The 19,450-nt window shown below is 69.7% G+C and carries 12 protein-coding genes; 11 read left to right on the top strand and 1 reads right to left on the bottom strand.

What is annotated here, in order from left to right; genetic code table 11:
- Positions 1-49 precede the first annotated feature (49 nt).
- The 7 genes from RGI145_RS15850 (at position 50) to RGI145_RS15820 (ending at position 9,799) form a co-directional block, all read left to right on the top strand.
- Positions 50-2,176, top strand: coding sequence for a bifunctional rhamnulose-1-phosphate aldolase/short-chain dehydrogenase (locus RGI145_RS15850; RefSeq protein ID WP_075800125.1), 2,127 nt, complete (start codon positions 50-52; stop codon positions 2,174-2,176).
- Between the two features lie 31 nt (positions 2,177-2,207).
- Positions 2,208-3,524, top strand: a complete 1,317-nt coding sequence (gene rhaI / locus RGI145_RS15845; protein ID WP_075799111.1) for an L-rhamnose catabolism isomerase — start codon at positions 2,208-2,210, stop codon at positions 3,522-3,524.
- Between the two features lie 141 nt (positions 3,525-3,665).
- A complete protein-coding gene (locus RGI145_RS15840; RefSeq protein WP_075799110.1) occupies positions 3,666-5,465 on the top strand; it encodes a thiamine pyrophosphate-requiring protein in 1,800 nt (599 codons plus the stop codon).
- Positions 5,462-6,571, top strand: coding sequence for an enolase C-terminal domain-like protein (locus tag RGI145_RS15835; protein ID WP_075799109.1), 1,110 nt, complete (start codon positions 5,462-5,464; stop codon positions 6,569-6,571). Before RGI145_RS15840 ends, RGI145_RS15835 begins: the two co-directional genes overlap by 4 nt.
- Before the next feature lie 28 nt (positions 6,572-6,599).
- Positions 6,600-7,550, top strand: a complete 951-nt coding sequence (locus RGI145_RS15830; RefSeq protein ID WP_237183097.1) for a hypothetical protein — start codon at positions 6,600-6,602, stop codon at positions 7,548-7,550.
- Positions 7,543-8,163: a gluconate 2-dehydrogenase subunit 3 family protein gene (locus tag RGI145_RS15825; protein WP_075799108.1), complete on the top strand. Its 621-nt coding sequence runs from the start codon at positions 7,543-7,545 to the stop codon at positions 8,161-8,163. Before RGI145_RS15830 ends, RGI145_RS15825 begins: the two co-directional genes overlap by 8 nt.
- Positions 8,153-9,799, top strand: coding sequence for a GMC family oxidoreductase (locus tag RGI145_RS15820; protein ID WP_075799107.1), 1,647 nt, complete (start codon positions 8,153-8,155; stop codon positions 9,797-9,799). Before RGI145_RS15825 ends, RGI145_RS15820 begins: the two co-directional genes overlap by 11 nt.
- A gap of 40 nt (positions 9,800-9,839) precedes the next feature.
- Here RGI145_RS15820 and putA read toward each other — a convergent pair whose 3' ends face one another.
- On the bottom strand, positions 9,840-13,526 hold the full coding sequence (putA, locus tag RGI145_RS15815) for a trifunctional transcriptional regulator/proline dehydrogenase/L-glutamate gamma-semialdehyde dehydrogenase (protein ID WP_075799106.1): 3,687 nt from the start codon (positions 13,524-13,526) through the stop codon (positions 9,840-9,842).
- A 294-nt stretch (positions 13,527-13,820) separates the two neighbouring features.
- Here putA and RGI145_RS15810 point away from each other — a divergent pair, with 294 nt between their 5' ends.
- From RGI145_RS15810 to RGI145_RS15795, 4 genes are all read left to right on the top strand, one after another.
- Positions 13,821-14,972 (top strand): mandelate racemase/muconate lactonizing enzyme family protein, encoded by a 1,152-nt coding sequence (locus RGI145_RS15810; protein ID WP_075799105.1) that lies wholly within the window; start codon positions 13,821-13,823, stop codon positions 14,970-14,972.
- Positions 14,973-15,268: 296 nt separating this feature from the next.
- Complete coding sequence (locus RGI145_RS15805; RefSeq protein WP_075799104.1) at positions 15,269-16,258, top strand: mannonate dehydratase; 990 nt, start codon at positions 15,269-15,271, stop codon at positions 16,256-16,258.
- Positions 16,259-16,413: 155 nt separating this feature from the next.
- Positions 16,414-18,387 (top strand): ABC transporter substrate-binding protein, encoded by a 1,974-nt coding sequence (locus RGI145_RS15800; protein WP_075799103.1) that lies wholly within the window; start codon positions 16,414-16,416, stop codon positions 18,385-18,387.
- Positions 18,388-18,461: 74 nt separating this feature from the next.
- Positions 18,462-19,448 (top strand): ABC transporter permease, encoded by a 987-nt coding sequence (locus RGI145_RS15795; protein ID WP_075799102.1) that lies wholly within the window; start codon positions 18,462-18,464, stop codon positions 19,446-19,448.
- Positions 19,449-19,450: the final 2 nt, after the last annotated feature.

Raw genomic sequence — 19,450 nt, 5'->3', positions numbered from 1 at the left:
GGAAGCCTGCATCCGGAAGCGGGCCGACAACCGCGTCCAGGGAGGCACCATGAACACCGTCACCCCCATCGCTCCCCTGCTGGAGAACCGCTGGGACGCCGCGCATGCCGCGACCCTGGCGCCGGAGGAGGAGCTGCTCTACCGCTCGAACCTGCTCGGTTCCGACAAGCGCGTCACCAACTACGGCGGCGGCAACACCTCCTCGAAGATCCCGATGCGCGATCCCCTGACGGGCGAGACGGTGACGGTGCTCTGGGTGAAGGGCTCGGGCGGTGATATCGGCACGATGAAGCTCGACGGCTTCGCCACGCTCTACCAGGACCGCCTGCTGCGGCTGCCGGATCTCTACGGGGGGCCGGAGCGGGAGGATGCGATAGTGGCGCTCTATCCCCATCTGACCTTCAACCTGAACCCGCGTGCGACCTCGATCGACACGCCGCTGCACGGGCTGATCCCCTGGCCGCATGTCGATCACGTGCATCCGGACGCGATCATCGCCATCGCCGCCTCGGCCGACAGTCAACGCCTGACGCAGGAGATCTTCGGCGACACGATCGGCTGGATTCCCTGGCGGCGCCCGGGCTTCGAACTGGGGCTGTGGCTACAGCGCTTCGTGGTAGAGAATCCCCGGGCGAAGGGCGTGATCCTGGAGGCGCACGGGCTCTTCACCTGGGGCGAGACGCAGCGGGAGTGCTACGAGACCACGATCGGCACGATCAACCGGGCGATCGACTGGCTGACGCTGCAATCCCAGGGGCGGCCCGCTTTCGGCGGCGGGAAGGTGGCCGCCCTGCCGCGGGAGGAACGGCGCGCCCTGGTGGCAGCGCTGATGCCCCGGATCCGTGGGTTGATCGCGGGGCGCGACCATGGCGGCGCCACGCCCACCCGCATCGGGCATTTCGACGACAGCCCGGCGGTGCTGGAATTCGTGGGCTCGCAGGCCCTGGCGGAACTGGCGCCGCTGGGCACCTCCTGCCCCGACCATTTCCTGCGCACCAAGATCGCGCCGCTGGTGCTGGAGTTCGATCCGGCGCGGGAGGGGCTGGAGGAGTTGCTGCCGCGCCTGGAGCCGGCCATCGCCGCCTATCGCGAAGGCTATGCCGCCTATTACGAACGCTGCCGGCGCCCGGACAGCCCGGCGATGCGCGACCCGAACCCGGTGGTCTATCTGGTGCCGGGTGTGGGCATGATCACCTTCGCCGCTGACAAGGCGACGGCGCGCATCGCGGGCGAGTTCTATACCAACGCCATCAACGTGATGCGCGGCGCCTCCACCGTCTCCGCCTATCGCGGCCTGCCGGAGCAGGAAGCCTTCGACATCGAGTACTGGCTGCTGGAGGAGGCGAAGCTCGCACGCATGCCGAGGCCGAAGGCGCTGGCCGGCAAGGTGGCGCTGATCACCGGCGGCGCGGGCGGCATCGGCATGGCCACGGCGCGCCGCCTGGCGGATGAGGGCGCCTGCATCGTGCTCTGCGACATCGACCGCGACGCGCTGGCGGAGGCCGAGGCGGCGCTGCGCCGCAGCCATGGCGCCGATGCCGTGGCCTCGGCCTGGGTGGACGTGACGCGGGAGGAAGCGGTCCAGGCCCTCTATGCCGAGGCCGCGCTGGCTTTCGGCGGCGTCGATATCTGCGTCTCCAATGCCGGCATCGCTTCCGCCGCGCCGATCGAGGAGACGAGCCTGGAACTCTGGGATCGCAACCTCTCGATCCTCGCCACCGGCTATTTCCTGGTGACGCGGGAGGCCTTTCGGCTGATGCGGGCGCAGGGCACGGGCGGCTCCATCGTGCTGGTGGCCTCCAAGAACGCCATGGTGGCCTCGCCGGGCGCCTCGGCCTATTGCGTCGCCAAGGCCTCGGAACTGCACCTCGCCCGCTGTCTCGCGCTGGAAGGCGCGCCGCACGGCATCCGTGCCAATGTGGTGAACCCGGATGCGGTGCTGCGCGGTTCGCGCATCTGGCAGGGGGAATGGGGCGACCAGCGCGCCGCCTCCAACGGGACGACGCGGGAGGATCTGGAGAAGGTCTATATCGAGCGCTCGCTGCTCAAGCGCGGCGTCTTTCCTGAGGATATCGCCGAGGCCATCGCCTTCTTCGCCGCGGAGGCGCGGTCCGGCAAGTCCACCGGCAACATCCTGAACGTGGATGCGGGCCATGCGCCCGCCTTCACCCGCTAAGGTCGGGACAGGCGCGAGGGAGGGGACGGGAATGAACCAGATCATGAGGGTCCGTCCGGTGGACGAGGCGTTCCGCGCGGAATGCAACCGCGCGCTGGAGGCCGAGACGGCGCGCGACTATGAATGGCTGGGCGGGAAGCTGGCGGCGCGCGGCATCGACATCGAGGCGGTGGCGGAGCGGCTCGCGGGCTTCGCCGTGGCGCTGCCCTCCTGGGGCACGGGCACGGGCGGCACGCGCTTCGCGCGCTTCCCCGGCGGGGGCGAGCCGGCCAGCCTGCGCGACCGGCTGGAGGACTGCGCCGTGGTGCAGGCGCTGACGGGCGCCACCCCCGGCGTCTCGCTGCACTTCCCCTGGGACGAGGTCGCGGACCATGCCGCGCTGCGGGCCGAGGCGGAGGGGCTGGGCCTGTGCTTCGACGCGGTGAACTCGAACACCTTCCAGGACCACCCGGATCATCCGGACCATCCGCTTTCCTACAAGTTCGGCAGCCTGTCGCACACCGATCCTGCGGTGCGGGCCCAGGCCGTGGCGCACAACATCGCCTGCATCCGCGCGGGCGAGGCGCTGGGCAGCAAGGCGCTGACGATCTGGATCGGCGACGGCGCCAACTTCCCTGGGCAGTCGAACCTGCGCGGGGCCTATGAGCGCTATATCGGCAGCGTCCGGCAGATCGCCGCCGCGCTGCCGCCGGACTGGTCGCTCTTCCTGGAGCACAAGCTCTGCGAGCCCGCCTTCTATGCCACGGTGATCCAGGACTGGGGCTCCTCGCTGCTGGCGGCGCAGGAGATCGGGCCGCAGGCGCGCTGCCTCGTCGATCTCGGCCACCACGCGCCGAACGTGAACATCGAGATGATCGTGGCGCGGCTGGTGCACGCGAAGCGCCTCGCCGGTTTCCACTTCAACGATTCCAAGTATGGCGACGACGACCTGGACAGCGGCTCGATCGACCCCTTCCGGCTCTTCCTGGTCTTCAACGAGCTGGTGGATGCCGGGGCGGCGGGGGCCTTCGACCGGCCGCCCGCCTACATGATCGACCAGTCGCACAATGTCACCGACCCGATCGAAAGCCTGATCGGGTCGGCCCTGGAGATCCAGCGCGCCTATGCCCAGGCGCTGCTCGTGGACCGCGCCGCGCTGGCCGCGTATCAGGAGGCGAACGACGCGCTGATGGCGCACCGCCTGCTGAAGCAGTCTTTCCAGACGGATGTCTCGCCGATCCTGGCCATGGTGCGGCAGCGCAAGGGCGCGGCCATCGACCCGGTCGCGGCCTATCGCGCCAGCGGCTACCGCCAGGACCGCGCCGCCCGCCGCCCCGTCCGGCGTGGTGGCGGAGGTGGCATCGTCTGATGGAACGCTGTGTCACCGCATCGACAGCCGCGCACAGGCAACAGATCCCGCGCCGGCACGTTCAAACGCCGTAATTCGCGGCGTGTCCGTTCCGTTTCGCCGCAGAACTTTCCAGAATTTCATGAAAAGGAAAGCGGCGTCATGGCGAAGACAGTGGGCGACCAGGTCTGGGAGCGGCTGCGCGAATGGGGGGTGCGCCGGGTCTTCGGCTATCCCGGCGACGGCATCAACGGGCTGATCGGCGGCCTCGCGCGGCACAACGAGATTCCTGAGCGGAAGATCGACTTCGTCCAGGCGCGGCACGAGGAGATGGCGGCCTTCATGGCCGGCGCCCACGCCAAGTTCACCGGCGAGGTCGGCGTCTGCATCGCGACCTCCGGCCCCGGCGCGGTGCATCTGCTGAACGGCCTCTATGACGCGCGTGCCGACCATCAGCCCGTGCTCGCCCTGGTCGGGCAGCAGGCGCGCACGGCGCTGGGCGGGCATTTCCAGCAGGAGATCGACCTCCAGGCGCTGTTCAAGGATGTCGCGGGCTCCTTTGTGCAGACGGCGATGGTGCCGGCGCAGATCCGCCACCTGATCGACCGTGCCATGCGCATCGCCATGGGGGAGCGCGCAGTCACGGCGTTGATCTTCCCCAACGACCTGCAGGATCTCCCGGCCGTCGAGGACCTGCCGCGCGCGCACGGGATCGTGCCCTCGGGCAGCGGCTATTCCGCGCCGCGCGTCATCCCCGGCGCGGCGACGCTGGAACGCGCGGCGGAGGTGCTGAACAGCGGCAAGAAGGTCGCCATGCTGGTCGGCGCCGGGGCGCTGGAGGCCACCGACGAGGTGATCGCCGTGGCCGACAGGCTCCAGGCCGGGGCGGCCAAGGCGCTGCTGGGCAAGGCGGCGCTGCCGGATGACCTGCCCTGGGTCACCGGCTCCATCGGCCTGCTGGGCACGAAGCCGAGCTGGAACCTGATGCAGGGCTGCGACACGCTGCTGATGGTGGGCTCCTCCTTCCCCTATTCGGAGTTCCTGCCGAAGGAAGGCGCGGCGCGCGGCGTGCAGATCGACATGCAGGCACGGAACCTCTCCATCCGCTATCCGATGGAGGTGAACCTGGAAGGCGATGCGGCGGCGACGTTGCGCGCGCTGCTGCCGATGCTGGAGCAGAAGACCGACACCTCCTGGCGCGACACGATCGCCAAGGACATCGCCGGCTGGTGGGAGACCCTGAAGGACCGGGCCATGCAGCCGGCCGATCCGATCAACCCGCAGCGCATCTTCTGGGAGCTGTCGCCGCGCCTGCCGGACGGGGTGATCATCACCGGCGATTCCGGCTCCCACACCAACTGGTATGCGCGCGACGTGAAGATGCGGCGCGGCATGATGGCCTCGCTGTCCGGCGGCCTCGCCACGATGGGCTCGGGCATGCCCTATGCCATCGGGGCCAAGTTCGCCCATCCGCGCCGCCCGGTCCTGGCCATCTGCGGTGACGGCGCCTTCCAGATGAACGGCATGGCCGAGCTGATCACCGTGGCCAAGTACTGGAAGCAGTGGGAAACGCCGAAATTCGTCGCCATGGTGCTGAACAACCGCGATCTGAACCAGGTGACCTGGGAGCAGCGGGTGATGGAGGGCGACCCGAAATACCTGACGACGCAGGACATCCCCGACGTTGCCTATGCCCGCTTCGCCGAGATGATCGGGCTCAGGGGCATCGAGGTGCATGATCCGGAGCAGATCGGCGCGGCCTGGGAGGAAGCCTTCGCCTCCGACCGCCCGGTGGTGGTGGAGTTCCGCGCCGATGGCAACGTGCCGCCGCTGCCGCCGCATATCACGCTGAAGCAGGCGCTGGCCTTCACCCGCTCGATGGCGGGCGAGCCGGAACTGGGCAGCGTCATCAGGGACACCTTCCGACAGGTCGCAAGCTCGGTGCTGCCGGGCCGGTCGTGAGCCTGCGGCGCGCGGAGGCTCCGGTCGGCTCCGTATCGGCCTCCGCCTACACCATCCCGACCGACCGCCCCGAGGCGGACGGCACCATCGCCTGGGACCGCACCACGCTGGTCCTGGCGGAGCTGCGGGCCGGGGGCGAGCGGGGACTGGGCTACACCTATGCGGACGCCGCCGCTGCCGGGCTGGTGCAGGGCGTGCTGGCGAAGGCGCTGCAGGGGCAGGATGCCATGGACCTCCCCGCCGCCTGGGAGGCGATGGTGCGGGCGGTGCGTAACATCGGCCGGGAGGGTGTCGCGGCCTGCGCCATCTCCGCCCTCGACGCCGCGCTCTGGGACGTGAAGGCGAAGCTGCTGGGCCTGCCGCTGGTGACACTGCTGGGCGCCACGCGGCGGGAGGCGCCGGTCTATGGCAGCGGCGGCTTCACCACCTATCCCGACGAGGTGCTGCGCGACCAGCTCGCCGGCTGGGTGGAGCGGGATGGCTGCCGCTGGGTGAAGATGAAGATCGGCACCCATCCGGAAGAGGACCCGCGCCGCATTGCCGTGGCGCGCGCGGCGGCGGGGCGGGGCGGGCTCTTCGTCGATGCCAATGGCGCCTTCACCGCGAAGCGGGCCCTGGCCGTGGCGCATCGCTGCGCCGCGGAGGCTGAGGTCGCCTGGTTCGAGGAACCCGTCTCCAGCGACGACCTGGACGGGTTGCGCCTGGTGCGGGAGGGCGGACCGCCGGGGCAGGAGATCGCGGCGGGGGAATATGCCTACGACCCCGCCTATGTGCGCCGGATGCTGGCGGCGGGCGCCGTGGATGTGATGCAGGCGGATGCCAGCCGCTGCCTCGGCATCACCGGCTTCCTGCGCGCCGCCGCGATCTGCGACAGCTTCCACACGGATCTCTCGGGGCACTGCGCCCCGGCCCTGCACCTGCATGCCGCCTGCGCCGCCCCGCGCCTGCGGCATCTCGAATGGTTCCACGACCATGTGCGGATCGAGGCGATGCTCTTCGACGGCGCGCCCGTGTTGCGGGGCGGCGTCATCGCCCCGGACCTGTCGCGGCCGGGGCTGGGGCTCGCCTTCCGGCAGGCCGACGCCGCCCGCTACCTCGTTTCCTGACCGTCACGCCCTCCAGAAAGAAGCGCGCATGATCCGGTTGAAAGCCCGCGCCGACCGCAATCCTTCCTGGCCGCTGCCAGCGGGAGCTTTGCTCACCCGCCTGCACTTGCCCAGCACGGCTGCCGTGCATGACAGGCGCAGGCGCGCCGCCCGGCATCTGCATGGCGGGGCCGCCATCCTGGCCCTCGCCGTGTTGGGCGACAGCGGTATCGAGCACTATCGCGGTGCCTTCCGGAACAAGGCGATGGTCACGCCGCTGCTGACGGCAGGCGTCTCGCTCGTCTCGGCCCTGCACGGGCTGGCGGACCGGAGGCCACTGCCGCACCGGACGCGCAACGCGATCCACGGGCTGGCGGCGCTGACCGGCCTGATCGGGACGGGCTTCCACATCTACAACGTCCTCAAGCGCCCCGGCCGGCTGAGCTTCGAGAACCTGTTCTACGGCGCCCCGCTGGGCGCCCCGGCTGCCATGCTGCTCTCCGGCGCGGTGGGGCTGGCGGCGGAACAGGTGCGGGAACAGCCGCCGGACCGCCTGGACAGCCTCGGCCTGACGCAGACGGAACCGCTCGGCGACCGCGAACTGGGGCAGGGGATTGCCGCCCTGGTCGCCGCCGGGCTGCTCGGCACCACGGCGGAGGCGGCGCTGCTGCATTTCCGTGGCAACTTCCAGAACCGGGCCATGTACCTCCCCGTGCTGCTGCCGCCCGCCGTGGCGGGGCTGCTGGGCTGGGCGGCGGCGCGGCCGGAGGAACGGCGCTCACGGCAGCGGGCACGCGGCGCTTCCTGGCTGACGGTGCTGCTTGGCATGGCCGGGGCGGGCTTCCACATCCGCGGCGTGTCCCGCCACATGGGCGGCTGGCGCAACTGGAGCCAGAACCTGCTGGACGGGCCGCCGGTCCCGGCGCCGCCTTCCTTCACCGGCCTCGGCCTGGCCGGCCTGGCGGCGCTGGCGCTGATGGGAGGGCCGGACCATGGCTGAGCCCCGGCAGCGCTACAGCTATCCCGGCTATGACGTGCTGGCCAAGCGCGACACCCCGTCCTGGAACGCGCAGACGCGGGCCGTGGTGGAGGAACGCCTCGCCCCGCCCGCGCCGGGTTTCTTCGACGCGGTGGAATGGCGGGTGCTGGTCGCGCTCTGTGCCCGCATCCTGCCGCAGCCCGCGCTGCGCGACCGGCCTGTGCCCCTGCCGGAGATGATCGACGCGCAGATGCGGTCCGGCCATGGCGACGGCTACCGCATCGACGGCATGCCGCCGATCGGCGAATGCTGGCGGCAGGGGCTGCGCGCCCTGGATGCGGAGGCATGGCTCGTCTATGGCGCGGCCTTTCCGGAGCTGACGCCGGGGCGCCAGGACGCGTTGCTGGGCGCAGTACAGCGTGGCGAGACCCAGGCGCCGGAATGGCGCGGGCTGCCGCCGAAGGCCTTCTTCAAGAGCCGCGTGCTGCACGATATCGGCAGCGCCTACTACGCTCATCCCACCGCCTGGAGCGAGATCGGCTTCGGCGGCCCGGCCTCGCCGCGCGGCTATGTCCGCATGGACGAGAACCGGCGCGATCCCTGGGAGGCGGCGGAGCATCGCCATGACCGCTGACGCCGCGAGCGGGACCCGCGCCCGCGACCACCGCGCGCCGGATGTGATGCGCCCCGGCGCCTGGGTGCCGATGCGGCAATATGCCGACGGCGACACGGTGGATTTCGCCATCGTCGGCACCGGGGCCGGGGGCGGCACGTTGGCCTGCCGGCTGGCCGAAGCGGGCTTTTCCGTGGTCGCCTTCGATGTCGGTCCCTACTGGCGCCCGCTGGAGGAATTCGCCTCCGACGAACGCTCCCAGAGCAAGCTCTACTGGCTCGACGAGCGGATCTGCGATGGCGACGACCCGCTGGAGCTCGGCGCCAACAACAGCGGCCAGGCGGTGGGCGGCAGCACGGTGCACTTCGCCATGGTCTCGCTGCGCTTCCGCCCCGAATGGTTCAAGGCGCGCTCGCGGCTCGGCTATGGCGAGGACTGGCCGGTCGATTGGCGCGAGATGTGGCGCTACTACGACGAGGTCGAGGATGCGCTGAAGATTTCCGGCCCGGTGCGCTATCCCTGGGGGCCGCACCGTCGCCGCTCCCCCTACCGCGCGCATCCGATGAACGCCGCCGCCAATGTCCTGGCGCGCGGGGCGGAGAAGCTGGGCATCGCCTGGGCGCCGACGCCGCTGGCCACCGTCTCCGCGCCGCGCGGGCTGGCGCATCCCTGCGTCTATCGCGGCTTCTGCGTCTCCGGCTGCTCCACCAATGCCAAGCAGAGCGTGCTGGTCACCTGGCTGCCGCGCGCGCTGGAGGCTGGGGCGGAGATCCGCGACCTCGCCATGGCGGGGCGGATCGAGGTGGGGCCGGACGACCGAGCCACCGGCCTGCACTACCACCGGGACGGGGAATGGCGCTTCCAGAAGGCGCGCAACGTCGTGGTGGCGGGCTATGCGATCGAAACGCCGCGCCTGCTGCTGAACTCGGCCAATGCCCGCTTCCCGGACGGCCTGGCCAACCGCTCCGGCCTCGTCGGCCGGAACCTGATGGTGCACGGCAATCTCGGCGTCTTCGGGCGGATGGAGGACGAGATCCGCTGGTACAAGGGGCCGCCCTCCCTCTCCGTCACGGAACACTGGAACTACACGGACGAGGGCAAGGACTTCCCGGGCGGCTATTCCTACATGAGCCAGGGGCCGCTGCCGGTGTCCTGGGTCAATACCATGACCAGCAGCCTGGGCCTCTGGGGCGAGGCGCTGCGCACGCGCATGACCGACTACAACCACCAGGCCGGGCTGAAGATCGTGGGCGAGAGCCTGCCGCAGCCGCGCAACCGCGTCACCCTGGCGGAGGAGAAGGACCGCTTCGGCCTGCCGGTGGCCCGGGTGACGCATTCCTTCGGCGAGGAGGACCGGCGGCTGCACCGGCACGCGGAGGCCTTCATGCGGCGGCACCTGGAGGCCGCCGGGGGGCGCGACATCTTCACCGAGCCGGGCGACACGGCCCATCTCATGGGCACCTGCCGCATGGGAACGGACCCGGAGCGCAGCGTGACCGATGCCGATGGGCGGTGCTGGGACATCCGCAACCTGTGGATCTGCGACAGCTCGCTTTTCCCCACCAGCGGCGGCGTGAACCCCTCGCTCACCATCCAGGCCCTGGCCTGCCGGATGGCGGACCGCATCCGCGCCATGGCCCGCCTGGAAGCCGGCTGACGGGCATCGGGGCGGCCCCCGCGCGCCGTTGGGCAGCCGTTCAGCCGAGCATCATCAGCTTCGCATTGCCGCCCGCCGCCGCGGTGTTGGTGCTCACCGAGCGTTCCAGCAGCAGGAACTCCGCCGGAAAGCCGGACTCCCCACCGATGGCATGGACCGGGACGATGGGGCCGTCGAGCGAGGCGAGGTGCTGCGCCAGGGCCTTCAGCGCTTCCTCCGTTCCGCCGAACAGCACGGCCTGCACGTCCGGGAGGGCAGCGGGACCGGCCTCGCGCACCCAGCCGGCCAGGGCGGGGGGCAGGGGAGCCTCCAGCCGCGCGCCGCCGGCGGCGACCAGGGCGCGGTTCCCGGCAGCCAGCGCCGCCGTGATGGCGCGGTGGAGCGTCGCGGCATCGGCGGCATGGCACAGCACGCTGCCACGGGGTTCGGTGGCGTAGGTGTTCCGCTCGCCGACCGGGCCAGGGAGTTCGAGCACGAGGCCGGCGGGCGTGGCGGCGCCGAGGGCCTCCGCCTCCGCCGCCGCGACGGCCTCGCCACGCCCGGCCAGCCAGGCCGCCCAGGCGCGGAGGTGTTCGGGCACGGCGCCCGCCAGCAGGCCCGTCGCCGCCGGGCGGGCGGCCAGCAGGCGGCGGAGATAGAGCGGCCCGCCCGCCTTGGGCCCGGTGCCGGAGAGCCCATGTCCGCCGAAGGGCTGCACGCCGACCACGGCGCCGACCAGGTTGCGGTTGACATAGATGTTCCCCGCCCGCGCCAGGGTGGTGACGCGCTGGATGGTCTCGTCGATCCGCGAATGCACGCCGAAGGTCAGGCCATAGCCGGTGGCCTCCACCGCCCGCATCAGCGCCTCGATCCCATCGCGGCGGAAGCGCAGCACATGCAGCACGGGGCCGAAGACCTCCCGCGTCAGGGCATCCAGGCTGTCGATCTCGATGATGGTCGGCGGCACGAAGGTGCCGTGGCGGCATTCCTCCGGCAGCACGGACTGGTGCACCGGATGGCCGGCCGCGCGCATCGCCTCGACATGCGCCAGGATGCCGTCCCGCGCCTCGACGCTGATCACCGGCCCGATATCGGTGGAAAGCCGGTCCGGGTTGCCGGTCGAAAGCTCCGCCAGGGCGCCGCGCAGCATGGCGAGGATGCGCTCCGCCACATCCTCCTGCAGGCAGAGCACGCGCAGCGCGGAGCAGCGCTGCCCCGCGCTGTCGAAGGCGGAAATCAGCACATCCCCCACCACCTGCTCGGCCAGGGCGGAGGAATCCACCACCAGCGCGTTCTGTCCGCCGGTCTCGGCGATCAGCGGCACCGGGGCGCCGCCGGGATTCAGGCGCTTCGCCAGTTCCGCCTGGATGCGCTTCGCCACCTCGGTGGAGCCGGTGAACATCACGCCATGGATACGCGCATCCGCGACCAGGGCCGCCCCCACCGTGCCGTCGCCGGGCAGGAGTTGCAGTGCCCCGGCGGGGATTCCGGCCTCGTGCAGGATACCCACGGCCTGCGCGGCGATCAGCGGCGTTTCCTCCGCCGGCTTGGCGATCACCGGATTGCCCGCGGCGAGCGCCGCCGCGACCTGGCCGGTGAAGATGGCGAGCGGGAAGTTCCAGGGGCTGATGCAGAGCACCGGCCCGAGCGCGCGATGCGTGTCGTTGCGGAACTCCCGCCGCGCCTGCGCGCCGTAGTAGCGCAGGAAATCCACCGCCTCCCGCACCTCCGCCACCGCATTGGCGAAGGACTTCCCGGCCTCCCGGACCAGCAGGCCGAGCAGCACCGGCATCCGCTGTTCCAGCAGGTCGGCGGCGCGGAACAGGCAGGCGGCGCGGGCCTCGGGGGGCTCGGCGGCCCAGGACGCGGCATTTTCCGTGGCGATACGCAGCGCGCTCTCGACGGCCTCCGGCGAGGCTTCCGCCACCAGACCGACCTGATCGCGATGATTGGCCGGATTCAGCACCGGACGCGGCATGCCCTGGCCCTTCATGCCGGCCAGGAGCGGTGCTGCGTGCCAGTCCCGCGCCGCGCTGTCCTGCAGCGCCGCGGCCAGCCGGGCCAGCTCGGCCTCGTTGCTCAGGTTCAGTCCGAGGGAATTCACCCGTTCCGCGCCGAAGAGGTCGCGCGGGAGGGCGATGCGCGGATTGGGCCCGCCGGCCGGCTGTTCCGCCGCCACCTGCGCAGCAGGATCGGCGACCAGCGCCTCCATCGTCACGGCAGGGTCCTGGATGCGGTTCACGAAGGAGGAATTGGCGCCGTTCTCCAGCAGGCGGCGCACGAGATAGGCGAGCAGCGTCTCATGCGTGCCGACCGGGGCGTAGATGCGGCAGGGGCGGTCCAGCTTCCCCGGCCCCACCACCTCCTCGTAGAGCGGCTCGCCCATGCCGTGCAGGCACTGGAACTCGTGGTCGCCGACGCGGAAGGAATCGCCGGCCAGGGAGCCGGACAGGGCGTGGATGCTGGCCAGGGTCTGGGCGTTGTGCGTGGCGAATTGCGGGAAGACGGCGTCGCGCGCCTCCAGCAGCTTCCGCGCGCAGGCGAGGTAGGAGACATCCGTGTGCCGCTTGCGCGTGAAGACCGGGAAGTCCTCCAGCCCGTCGACCTGCGCGCGCTTGATCTCGCTGTCCCAGTAGGCGCCCTTCACCAGCCGGATCATCAGCCGGTGGCCGGAACGCCGCGCGAGGTCGATCACGAAGTCCAGCACGAAGGGCGCGCGTTTCTGGTAGGCCTGCACCACGAAGCCGAGGCCGTCCCACCCGGCCAGGGCGGGGTCGAGGCAGAGCGCCTCCAGGATGTCCAGCGAAAGGTCGAGCCGGTCGGCCTCCTCGGCATCGATGTTCAGCCCGATGTCGTATCGCTTCGCCAGGCCCGCCAGCATGGCCACGCGCGGCAGCAGTTCCGCCATCACCCTGTCCCGCTGCGCGCGCGAATAGCGCGGGTGCAGCGCCGAGAGCTTGATGGAGATGCCCGGCCCCTCGTAGATCCCGCGCCCCGCCGCGGCCTGCCCGATCGCATGGATCGCCGTCTCGTAGTCGCGGCCATAGCGCTCCGCATCCGCCGCCGTGGTCGCCGCCTCGCCCAGCATGTCATAGGAATAGCGGAAGCCCTTCGCCTCCATCTTCCGGGCGCGCACCAGGGCTTCGGCGATGGTCTGGCCGGTGACGAACTGCTCGCCCATCATCCGCATCGCCAGATCCACGCCCTTGCGGATCACCGGCTCCCCGCCGCGCGCGATCAGCCGCGTCAGCGCGTGCGACAGCCCCGTCTCGCTGCTGGTGGTGGCGAGCCTGCCGGTGACCACCAGCCCCCAGGTGGCGGCGTTCACGAAGAGCGAGGGCGAATGCCCCAGATGCGAGCGCCAGTCCCCGCCGCCGATCTTGTCGCGGATCAGCGCGTCGCGCGTGGCGGTGTCGGGAATGCGCAGCAGCGCCTCCGCCAGGCACATCAGCGCCACGCCTTCCTGCGAGGAGAGCGAGAACTCCTGCACCAGCCCCTCGACGGCGCCGCGCGTGCCCTTGCGGCGCAGGGCCTCCACCAGCCGCGTCGCGGTGTCGGCCGCCCGGGCGGCGAGCGGGGCGGGAAGCGTGGCGTCCGGCAGGAGGCGGGCGATGCAGTCGGGCTCCGCCGCGCGCTCGTGCCGGGTGATGGCGGCGCGGAGCGGAGGCTGCACCTGGACCGAGGCGGCGAAGGCATCGAAGGGGGCAGGTGCAGCAACTGGCACATCGAGGCGGGTGGCGAGCGACATGAGATGGCTGGGTTCCGGCATGGTCGGTATGATCGAAGGGTTATCATGTCCGTTGCCGAATATGATTCGTTAGTCATGCGCCACAGCAGAATTTAGGAAGGTAGGCCTGCCCTTCCTTCCCGTCCGGAATCGGGCGTCCATGATCGTCAGGAGCAAAGCGGACTCCGTGACGCCCCAGCGGTGGACCCGGCCCCCATGCCCATTGCGGTCTTCCGCGCCCCATTGTTTCCTCCACCGGAAGAGGCCGGACACCGCGAGGTGGGGGAGGCCGGCCGGGCAAAGGGAGGGGAACGGGTGCGGATCGAACGGCTGCGCGCCTTCATGACACGCGACAGGGACCGCCCGCGCGTGCTGCTGGCCATGGACACGGATGCCGGGATCACCGGCTGGGGCGAATGCTACAACCACGGCCCGGACAAGGCCCTGCCGCCGCTGCTGGACTACCTCTCCACCTTCCTGGCGGGGCAGGACCCAAGGCGCATCGAGTACCTGGTCCAGTTCCTGATGCAGCAGTCCCGCTTTCCGCCGGGTGCTCTGGGCCTCGCCGCCATCTCGGCCATCGACCATTGCCTCTGGGACATCTCGGCCAAGGCCCTGGGCGTGCCGGTCTATATGCTGCTGGGCGGCCATGCGCGCGACCGCGTGCGGGTCTATGCCGGCGTCTATACCGCGCCTGACCCGCCACAGGCGAAGGCGGAGATGGAGGCGCTGCACGCGGCCTGGGGCTTCACCGCCTTCAAGCTCAGCCCTTACCGCATCGACCTGCACGCGCATCGCTGGGGCGAGGTGGTGCGGAGCAGTGCGGAATACTTCCGCCAACTCCGGGAGACGCTGCCATCCGGCTTCGAGATCGCCTTCGACGCACACGGCAAGATCTTCGAGCCGCGTCAGGCGATGCAACTGGGCAATGCCCTGGCGCCCTATGACCCGCTCTTCTTCGAGGAGCCGATCCGGCCGGAGAATGTCGAGGCCTGGGGCGCGTTGCGGCGAGGCCTGGACTGCACCCTGGCGACAGGGGAATCCCTCTACAGCCGCTTCGAGTTCCTGCGTCTCCTCCAGGTCCAGGGCTGCGACATCATCCAGCCGGATATCTGTGCCGTCGGCGGGATGCTGGAGATGCGCAGGATCGCCGCCATCGCGGAAGCGCATTACGTCACGGTCGCACCGCACAACCCGATGGGGCCGCTCGCCACGGCGGTGAACCTGCATTTCTGCGCGTCGCAGCCGAACTTCCGCATCCTGGAATACCGGCTGCCGCCGATGGGGGAGGGGGTGGGCTGCTATGTCCGCGATCCCTACCTGCCGCGCGACGGGTATCTCGAACTTCGCCCGGACCGGCCGGGTTGGGGCGTGGAGATCGACGAGGAGTATCTGCGCCAGGACGGCTACGTCCATTGGGAACGCAAGGTGCCGCGTCGCCCTGACGGCTCGACCGCCTTTCCCTGAGACGGCGCGCCGGGGACCGCAGGGCAGGCGGATTGATCATACCATTTCGCCGGTCCGGAAGGGTTGGCGGGGGAACTGGGCCGGGACATGGCTCGGATGCCCGGAAACTCCAGCCGTGGATCGGGGAATCCGCTTGTGGAGCAGCCCGTTTCCGCCCTATTCATATGACAAATATAAGATCCATGGTGCCCCTTCCGGGCGCCTGGAATGGGAGAGCGGGCCTTGAATCGAATGTCGTCTTCCCGGGCGGCGGGTGCGCGCGCCGTGACGATCCCCGGCCGGGGCGGGGCCTGACCATGCATCTCGGCACCCAGGTTCCCGCTCGCGACGACGACGACTACCGCGTGATGGCGCAGCTCGGCATCCGCCATGTCTGCGCCGATCCACCGGGCAATCCGCATGACTGGACGCTCGACACGCTGCTGCACTTCCGCGACAGGATCGGGGGCTTCGGCCTGTCGCTCGACATGGTGCAGCTGCCGCTGTCCTCGCGCCCGATCGAGCAGCAGCACAGCCCCGACATCCTGTCCGCCGGGCCGGACCGGGATCGGCAGATCGACAGCATCTGCCGCCTGATCGAGCGGCTGGCCGAGGCCGGCATCCCCGCCGCCAAGTACAACCTCAACATCATCGGCATCCCGCGCACCCCCCTGGAGTCGAGCCGGGGCGGCGCGATGAGCGAGGCCTTCCGCTGGGAGAAGGCCGATCATGATGCGCCGCCCACCCTGGCGGGCATCCTGCCGGAAGAGGAGAACTGGGCGCGCATCGACTATTTCCTCGAACGTGTCGTGCCGGTGGCGGAGAGCAACCGCGTTCGCCTCGCCTGCCATCCGCACGATCCCTACACGCCGCCGGGCTATCGCGGCGTGACGCGCGTGCTGGGCACGGTGGAGGGAATGAAGCGTTTCGTGCTGATGCGCGAGAGCCCGTATCACGGCCTGAACTTCTGCCAGGGCACGGTGGGTGAGATGCTGGACGACCCAAGGCGCGAGGTCGGCGACGTCATCCGCTGGTTCGGCGAACGGAAGAAAATCTTCAACGTCCATTTCCGCAACATCCGCGGCGGGAAGCTGTCCTTCATGGAGACCTTCCCGGAGGATGGCGACATGGACATGTGGGAGTCGCTGAAGATCTACGGCGAGACCGGCTATGAGCACATGATCATGCCGGACCATGTGCCGACCATCAGCGGGCGCGATCCCCGGGATACGGCCTTCGCCTTCTGCTACGGCTACATCACCGGGCTTCTGCAAGCGCTTGGTCGCCTGGACAGCAAAGCTGATTGACTTTGATCGATGGTGATTATTACCCTGTCATGAATTCTAATTGAGCCGGAACGGCCCCGGTTTCCACCGGCCCGCAAGCAAAGACCGCCGAAGAGCGGAAACAAGAACGCGAAGCGCAACCGGCGGGGAACAATCCTCGCGGTGTGGAGGAAGAGATGTCCGAGTACGAGGAAAGCCGCCCCCGCGCGGTCCCTGAATCCTGCCGCCTGGAGCGTCGCCGCCTGTTGCAGGGCGCCGTCGGCGCCACGGTGGCCATGGCCCTGCCGGGCATCGCTTCCGCACAAGGCGCGGCGGCGAAGGAGTCGCCTGACCTGGCCAAGCTGGTGGCGGAGAAGAAGCTGCCGCCCCTGGCCGAGCGCCTGCCGAAGACGCCGCTGGTGGTGCAGGTCGAGAAGGTCGGCCATTATGGCGGCACGCTGCGGCGCGGGCTGCGCGGCTCCGCAGACCATAACGGCATCCTGAAGATCGTCGGCAACCAGGGGCTGGTGCGCTGGAACCTCGCCTATACCGAGGTGCTGCCGAGCGTCGCCGAGCGCTGGGAGATCAACGCCGACGCGACGGAATTCACCTTCCACCTGCGCCCCGGCATGCGGTGGTCGGACGGGCATCCCTTCACGGCGGACGACGTCGTCTTCGCCATCGAGGATTGCGCCAAGAACACCGAGCTGTACCGCTCGCCGCCCTCGGCCATCGTCATCGCCAACAAGGCCGGCACGGCGGAGAAGGTGGACGACAACACGGTCCGCTTCCGCTTCGCTGCGCCCTACGCCATGTTCATGGAGGCGCTGGCCACGCCGCTCGGCCAGTATCCGACGCTGTTTCCGAAGCACTACTGCGGCCAGTTCCACCCCAAATACGGCACGGGCGTCGCGGAGGCCGCGAAGGCGGCCGGCATGTCCGACTGGGCCGCGCTGTTCCGCGCGAAATGCGGCGATGTCGAGATCCCCGCGCGCTGGGGCAATCCGGAGAAGCCGGTGCTCGACCCCTGGGTGATCCGCGAGCCCTATACCGGCGGCGCGACGCGCGTGGTGCTGGAACGCAACCCGTATTTCTGGCAGGTCGATACGGCGGGCAGCCAGCTCCCCTATATCGACCGGCTGAACCTCGGCATCTCGCAGGATGTCGAATCCCTGATGATCGATGCCGTCTCCGGCAAGCTCGACATCCAGGACCGGCATATCGACAGCCTGCAGAACAAGCCGACCCTGTCGCGCAACATGCAGAAGGGCGGCTACCATCTGGTGGAACTGATCGGCGCCTCCTCGCAGCAGATGCAGATCTACCTGAACCTGACGCACAAGGACCCGCAGATGCGGGCCATGTTCGGCAACAAGGGCTTCCGGCAGGCGCTGTCCCATGGCATCAACCGGGCGGAAATTATCGAGCTCGTCTATCTCGGCCAGTCCGAGCCCTGGCAGATGGGGCCGCGCCCGGGCCATCCCTGGTATCACGAGGCCCTGGGCCGCCAGTTCACCCAGTACGACCCGGCCAGGGCCAATGCCATGCTGGACGAGCTCGGCTACAACAAGAAGGACGGGCAGGGCTTCCGTCTGCGGCCGGACGGGCAGAAGGTCTTCTTCGCCGTCGATGTCATCCCGACCCTGGCGCCGGACCAAGTGGATGCGCTGGAGCTGGTGAAGCGCCACTGGGCCGCGATCGGCGTGGACATCAAGGTCAACACCATCGAGCGCGCCCTCTATTACACGCGTGGCGACAACAACGACCACGACGCGGCCACCTGGGCCGGGCCGGGCGGGCTCGACCCGATGATCGACCCGCGCGACTATTTCGCGCAGCATCCGCAGGGCACGCGCTACGGCCTGCCCTGGGCGCAGTGGTACGTGTCCGGCGGCAAGGAAGGGATGGAGCCGCCCGAACACCAGAAGAAGCGCATGCAGCTCTTCGATCAGGCGCGCGGCACGGCGGATCTCGGCAAGCGCGGCGAGATCATGAAGCAGGTCTTCGACATCGCCGCCGAGGCCTTCGAGCCGATCGGTGTCTGCCTCTACTGCAACTCCTTCGGCGTGGTGCGGAACAACCTGCAGAACGTGCCCCCGCGCTATCCCAATTCCTGGTCCTGGCCCAATCCGGGCCCGGCCCTGCCGCAGCAGTTCTTCTTCTCGTCGTAGCCCCGGCTGCGTCCCGCCCGGCTGGGCGGGACGCATGATCCCCTGCAACCGACTCCTGCAACCTTGGCGGGACCATGCTGAAATTCATCCTCAAGCGCCTGGCCTGGATGGTGCCCGCCCTGCTGGTGGTCTCCTTCCTGGCCTTCGTGCTGATCCAGCTTCCACCCGGCGACTATGTGACGACCTATATCGCCACCCTCGCCGCCTCCAACGAGACGGTGGACCAGAACACCGCCGCCGAACTGCGCGAACGCTTCGGCCTGGACCAGCCGATGCTGGTCCAGTACGTGAAGTGGATCGGCAACATCCTCCTGCACGGGGATTTCGGGCTGAGCTTCGAATGGCAGCAGCCGGTCAGCGGGCTGATCTGGGAGCGCATGGCGCTGACCCTGGTGCTGACCTTCGCCACGCTGCTGCTGACCTGGGCCATCGCCCTGCCGCTCGGCGTCTTCTCGGCGGTGAGGAAGTACACGATCGGCGACTATGTGCTGACCTTCTTCTCCTTCGTCGGCCTGGCCATCCCCTCCTTCCTCCTGGCCATCGTGCTGATGTACGTGGCCGCGGTGGAATGGGGGCAGGAGGTCGGCGGCCTCTTCTCCGACGAGTATGTCAGCGCGCCCTGGAGCATGGCGAAGCTGCTCGACCTGTTCTCGCATCTCTGGATCCCGGTGGTGATCCTCGCCGTCTCCGGCACGGCGAGCCTGGTGCGCGTGATGCGGGCGAACATGCTGGATGAGCTGCATCGCCCCTATGTCACCACCGCCCGGGCCAAGGGCCTCTCGGAATTCCATCTGCTGGTGAAGTACCCGATGCGGGTGGCGCTGAACCCCTTCATCTCCACCATCGCCTGGCTGCTGCCGAACCTCGTCTCCGGCTCCATCATCGTGGCCATCGTGCTGAACCTGCCGACGGCGGGCCCGATGCTGCTGCAGTCGCTGATGAGCCAGGACATGTACCTGGCCGGCGCCTTCGTGCTGCTGATCTGCGTGCTGACCCTGCTGGGCTCCCTGATCAGCGACATCCTCCTCGCCATCGCCGATCCGCGCATCCGGCTGGAGTAGGG

The sequence above is a fragment of the Roseomonas gilardii genome (assembly GCF_001941945.1).
Taxonomy (GTDB): domain Bacteria; phylum Pseudomonadota; class Alphaproteobacteria; order Acetobacterales; family Acetobacteraceae; genus Roseomonas.
Note: the sequence above shows the minus strand (reverse complement) of the source record. Positions and strands in the feature narration are given on the sequence as shown.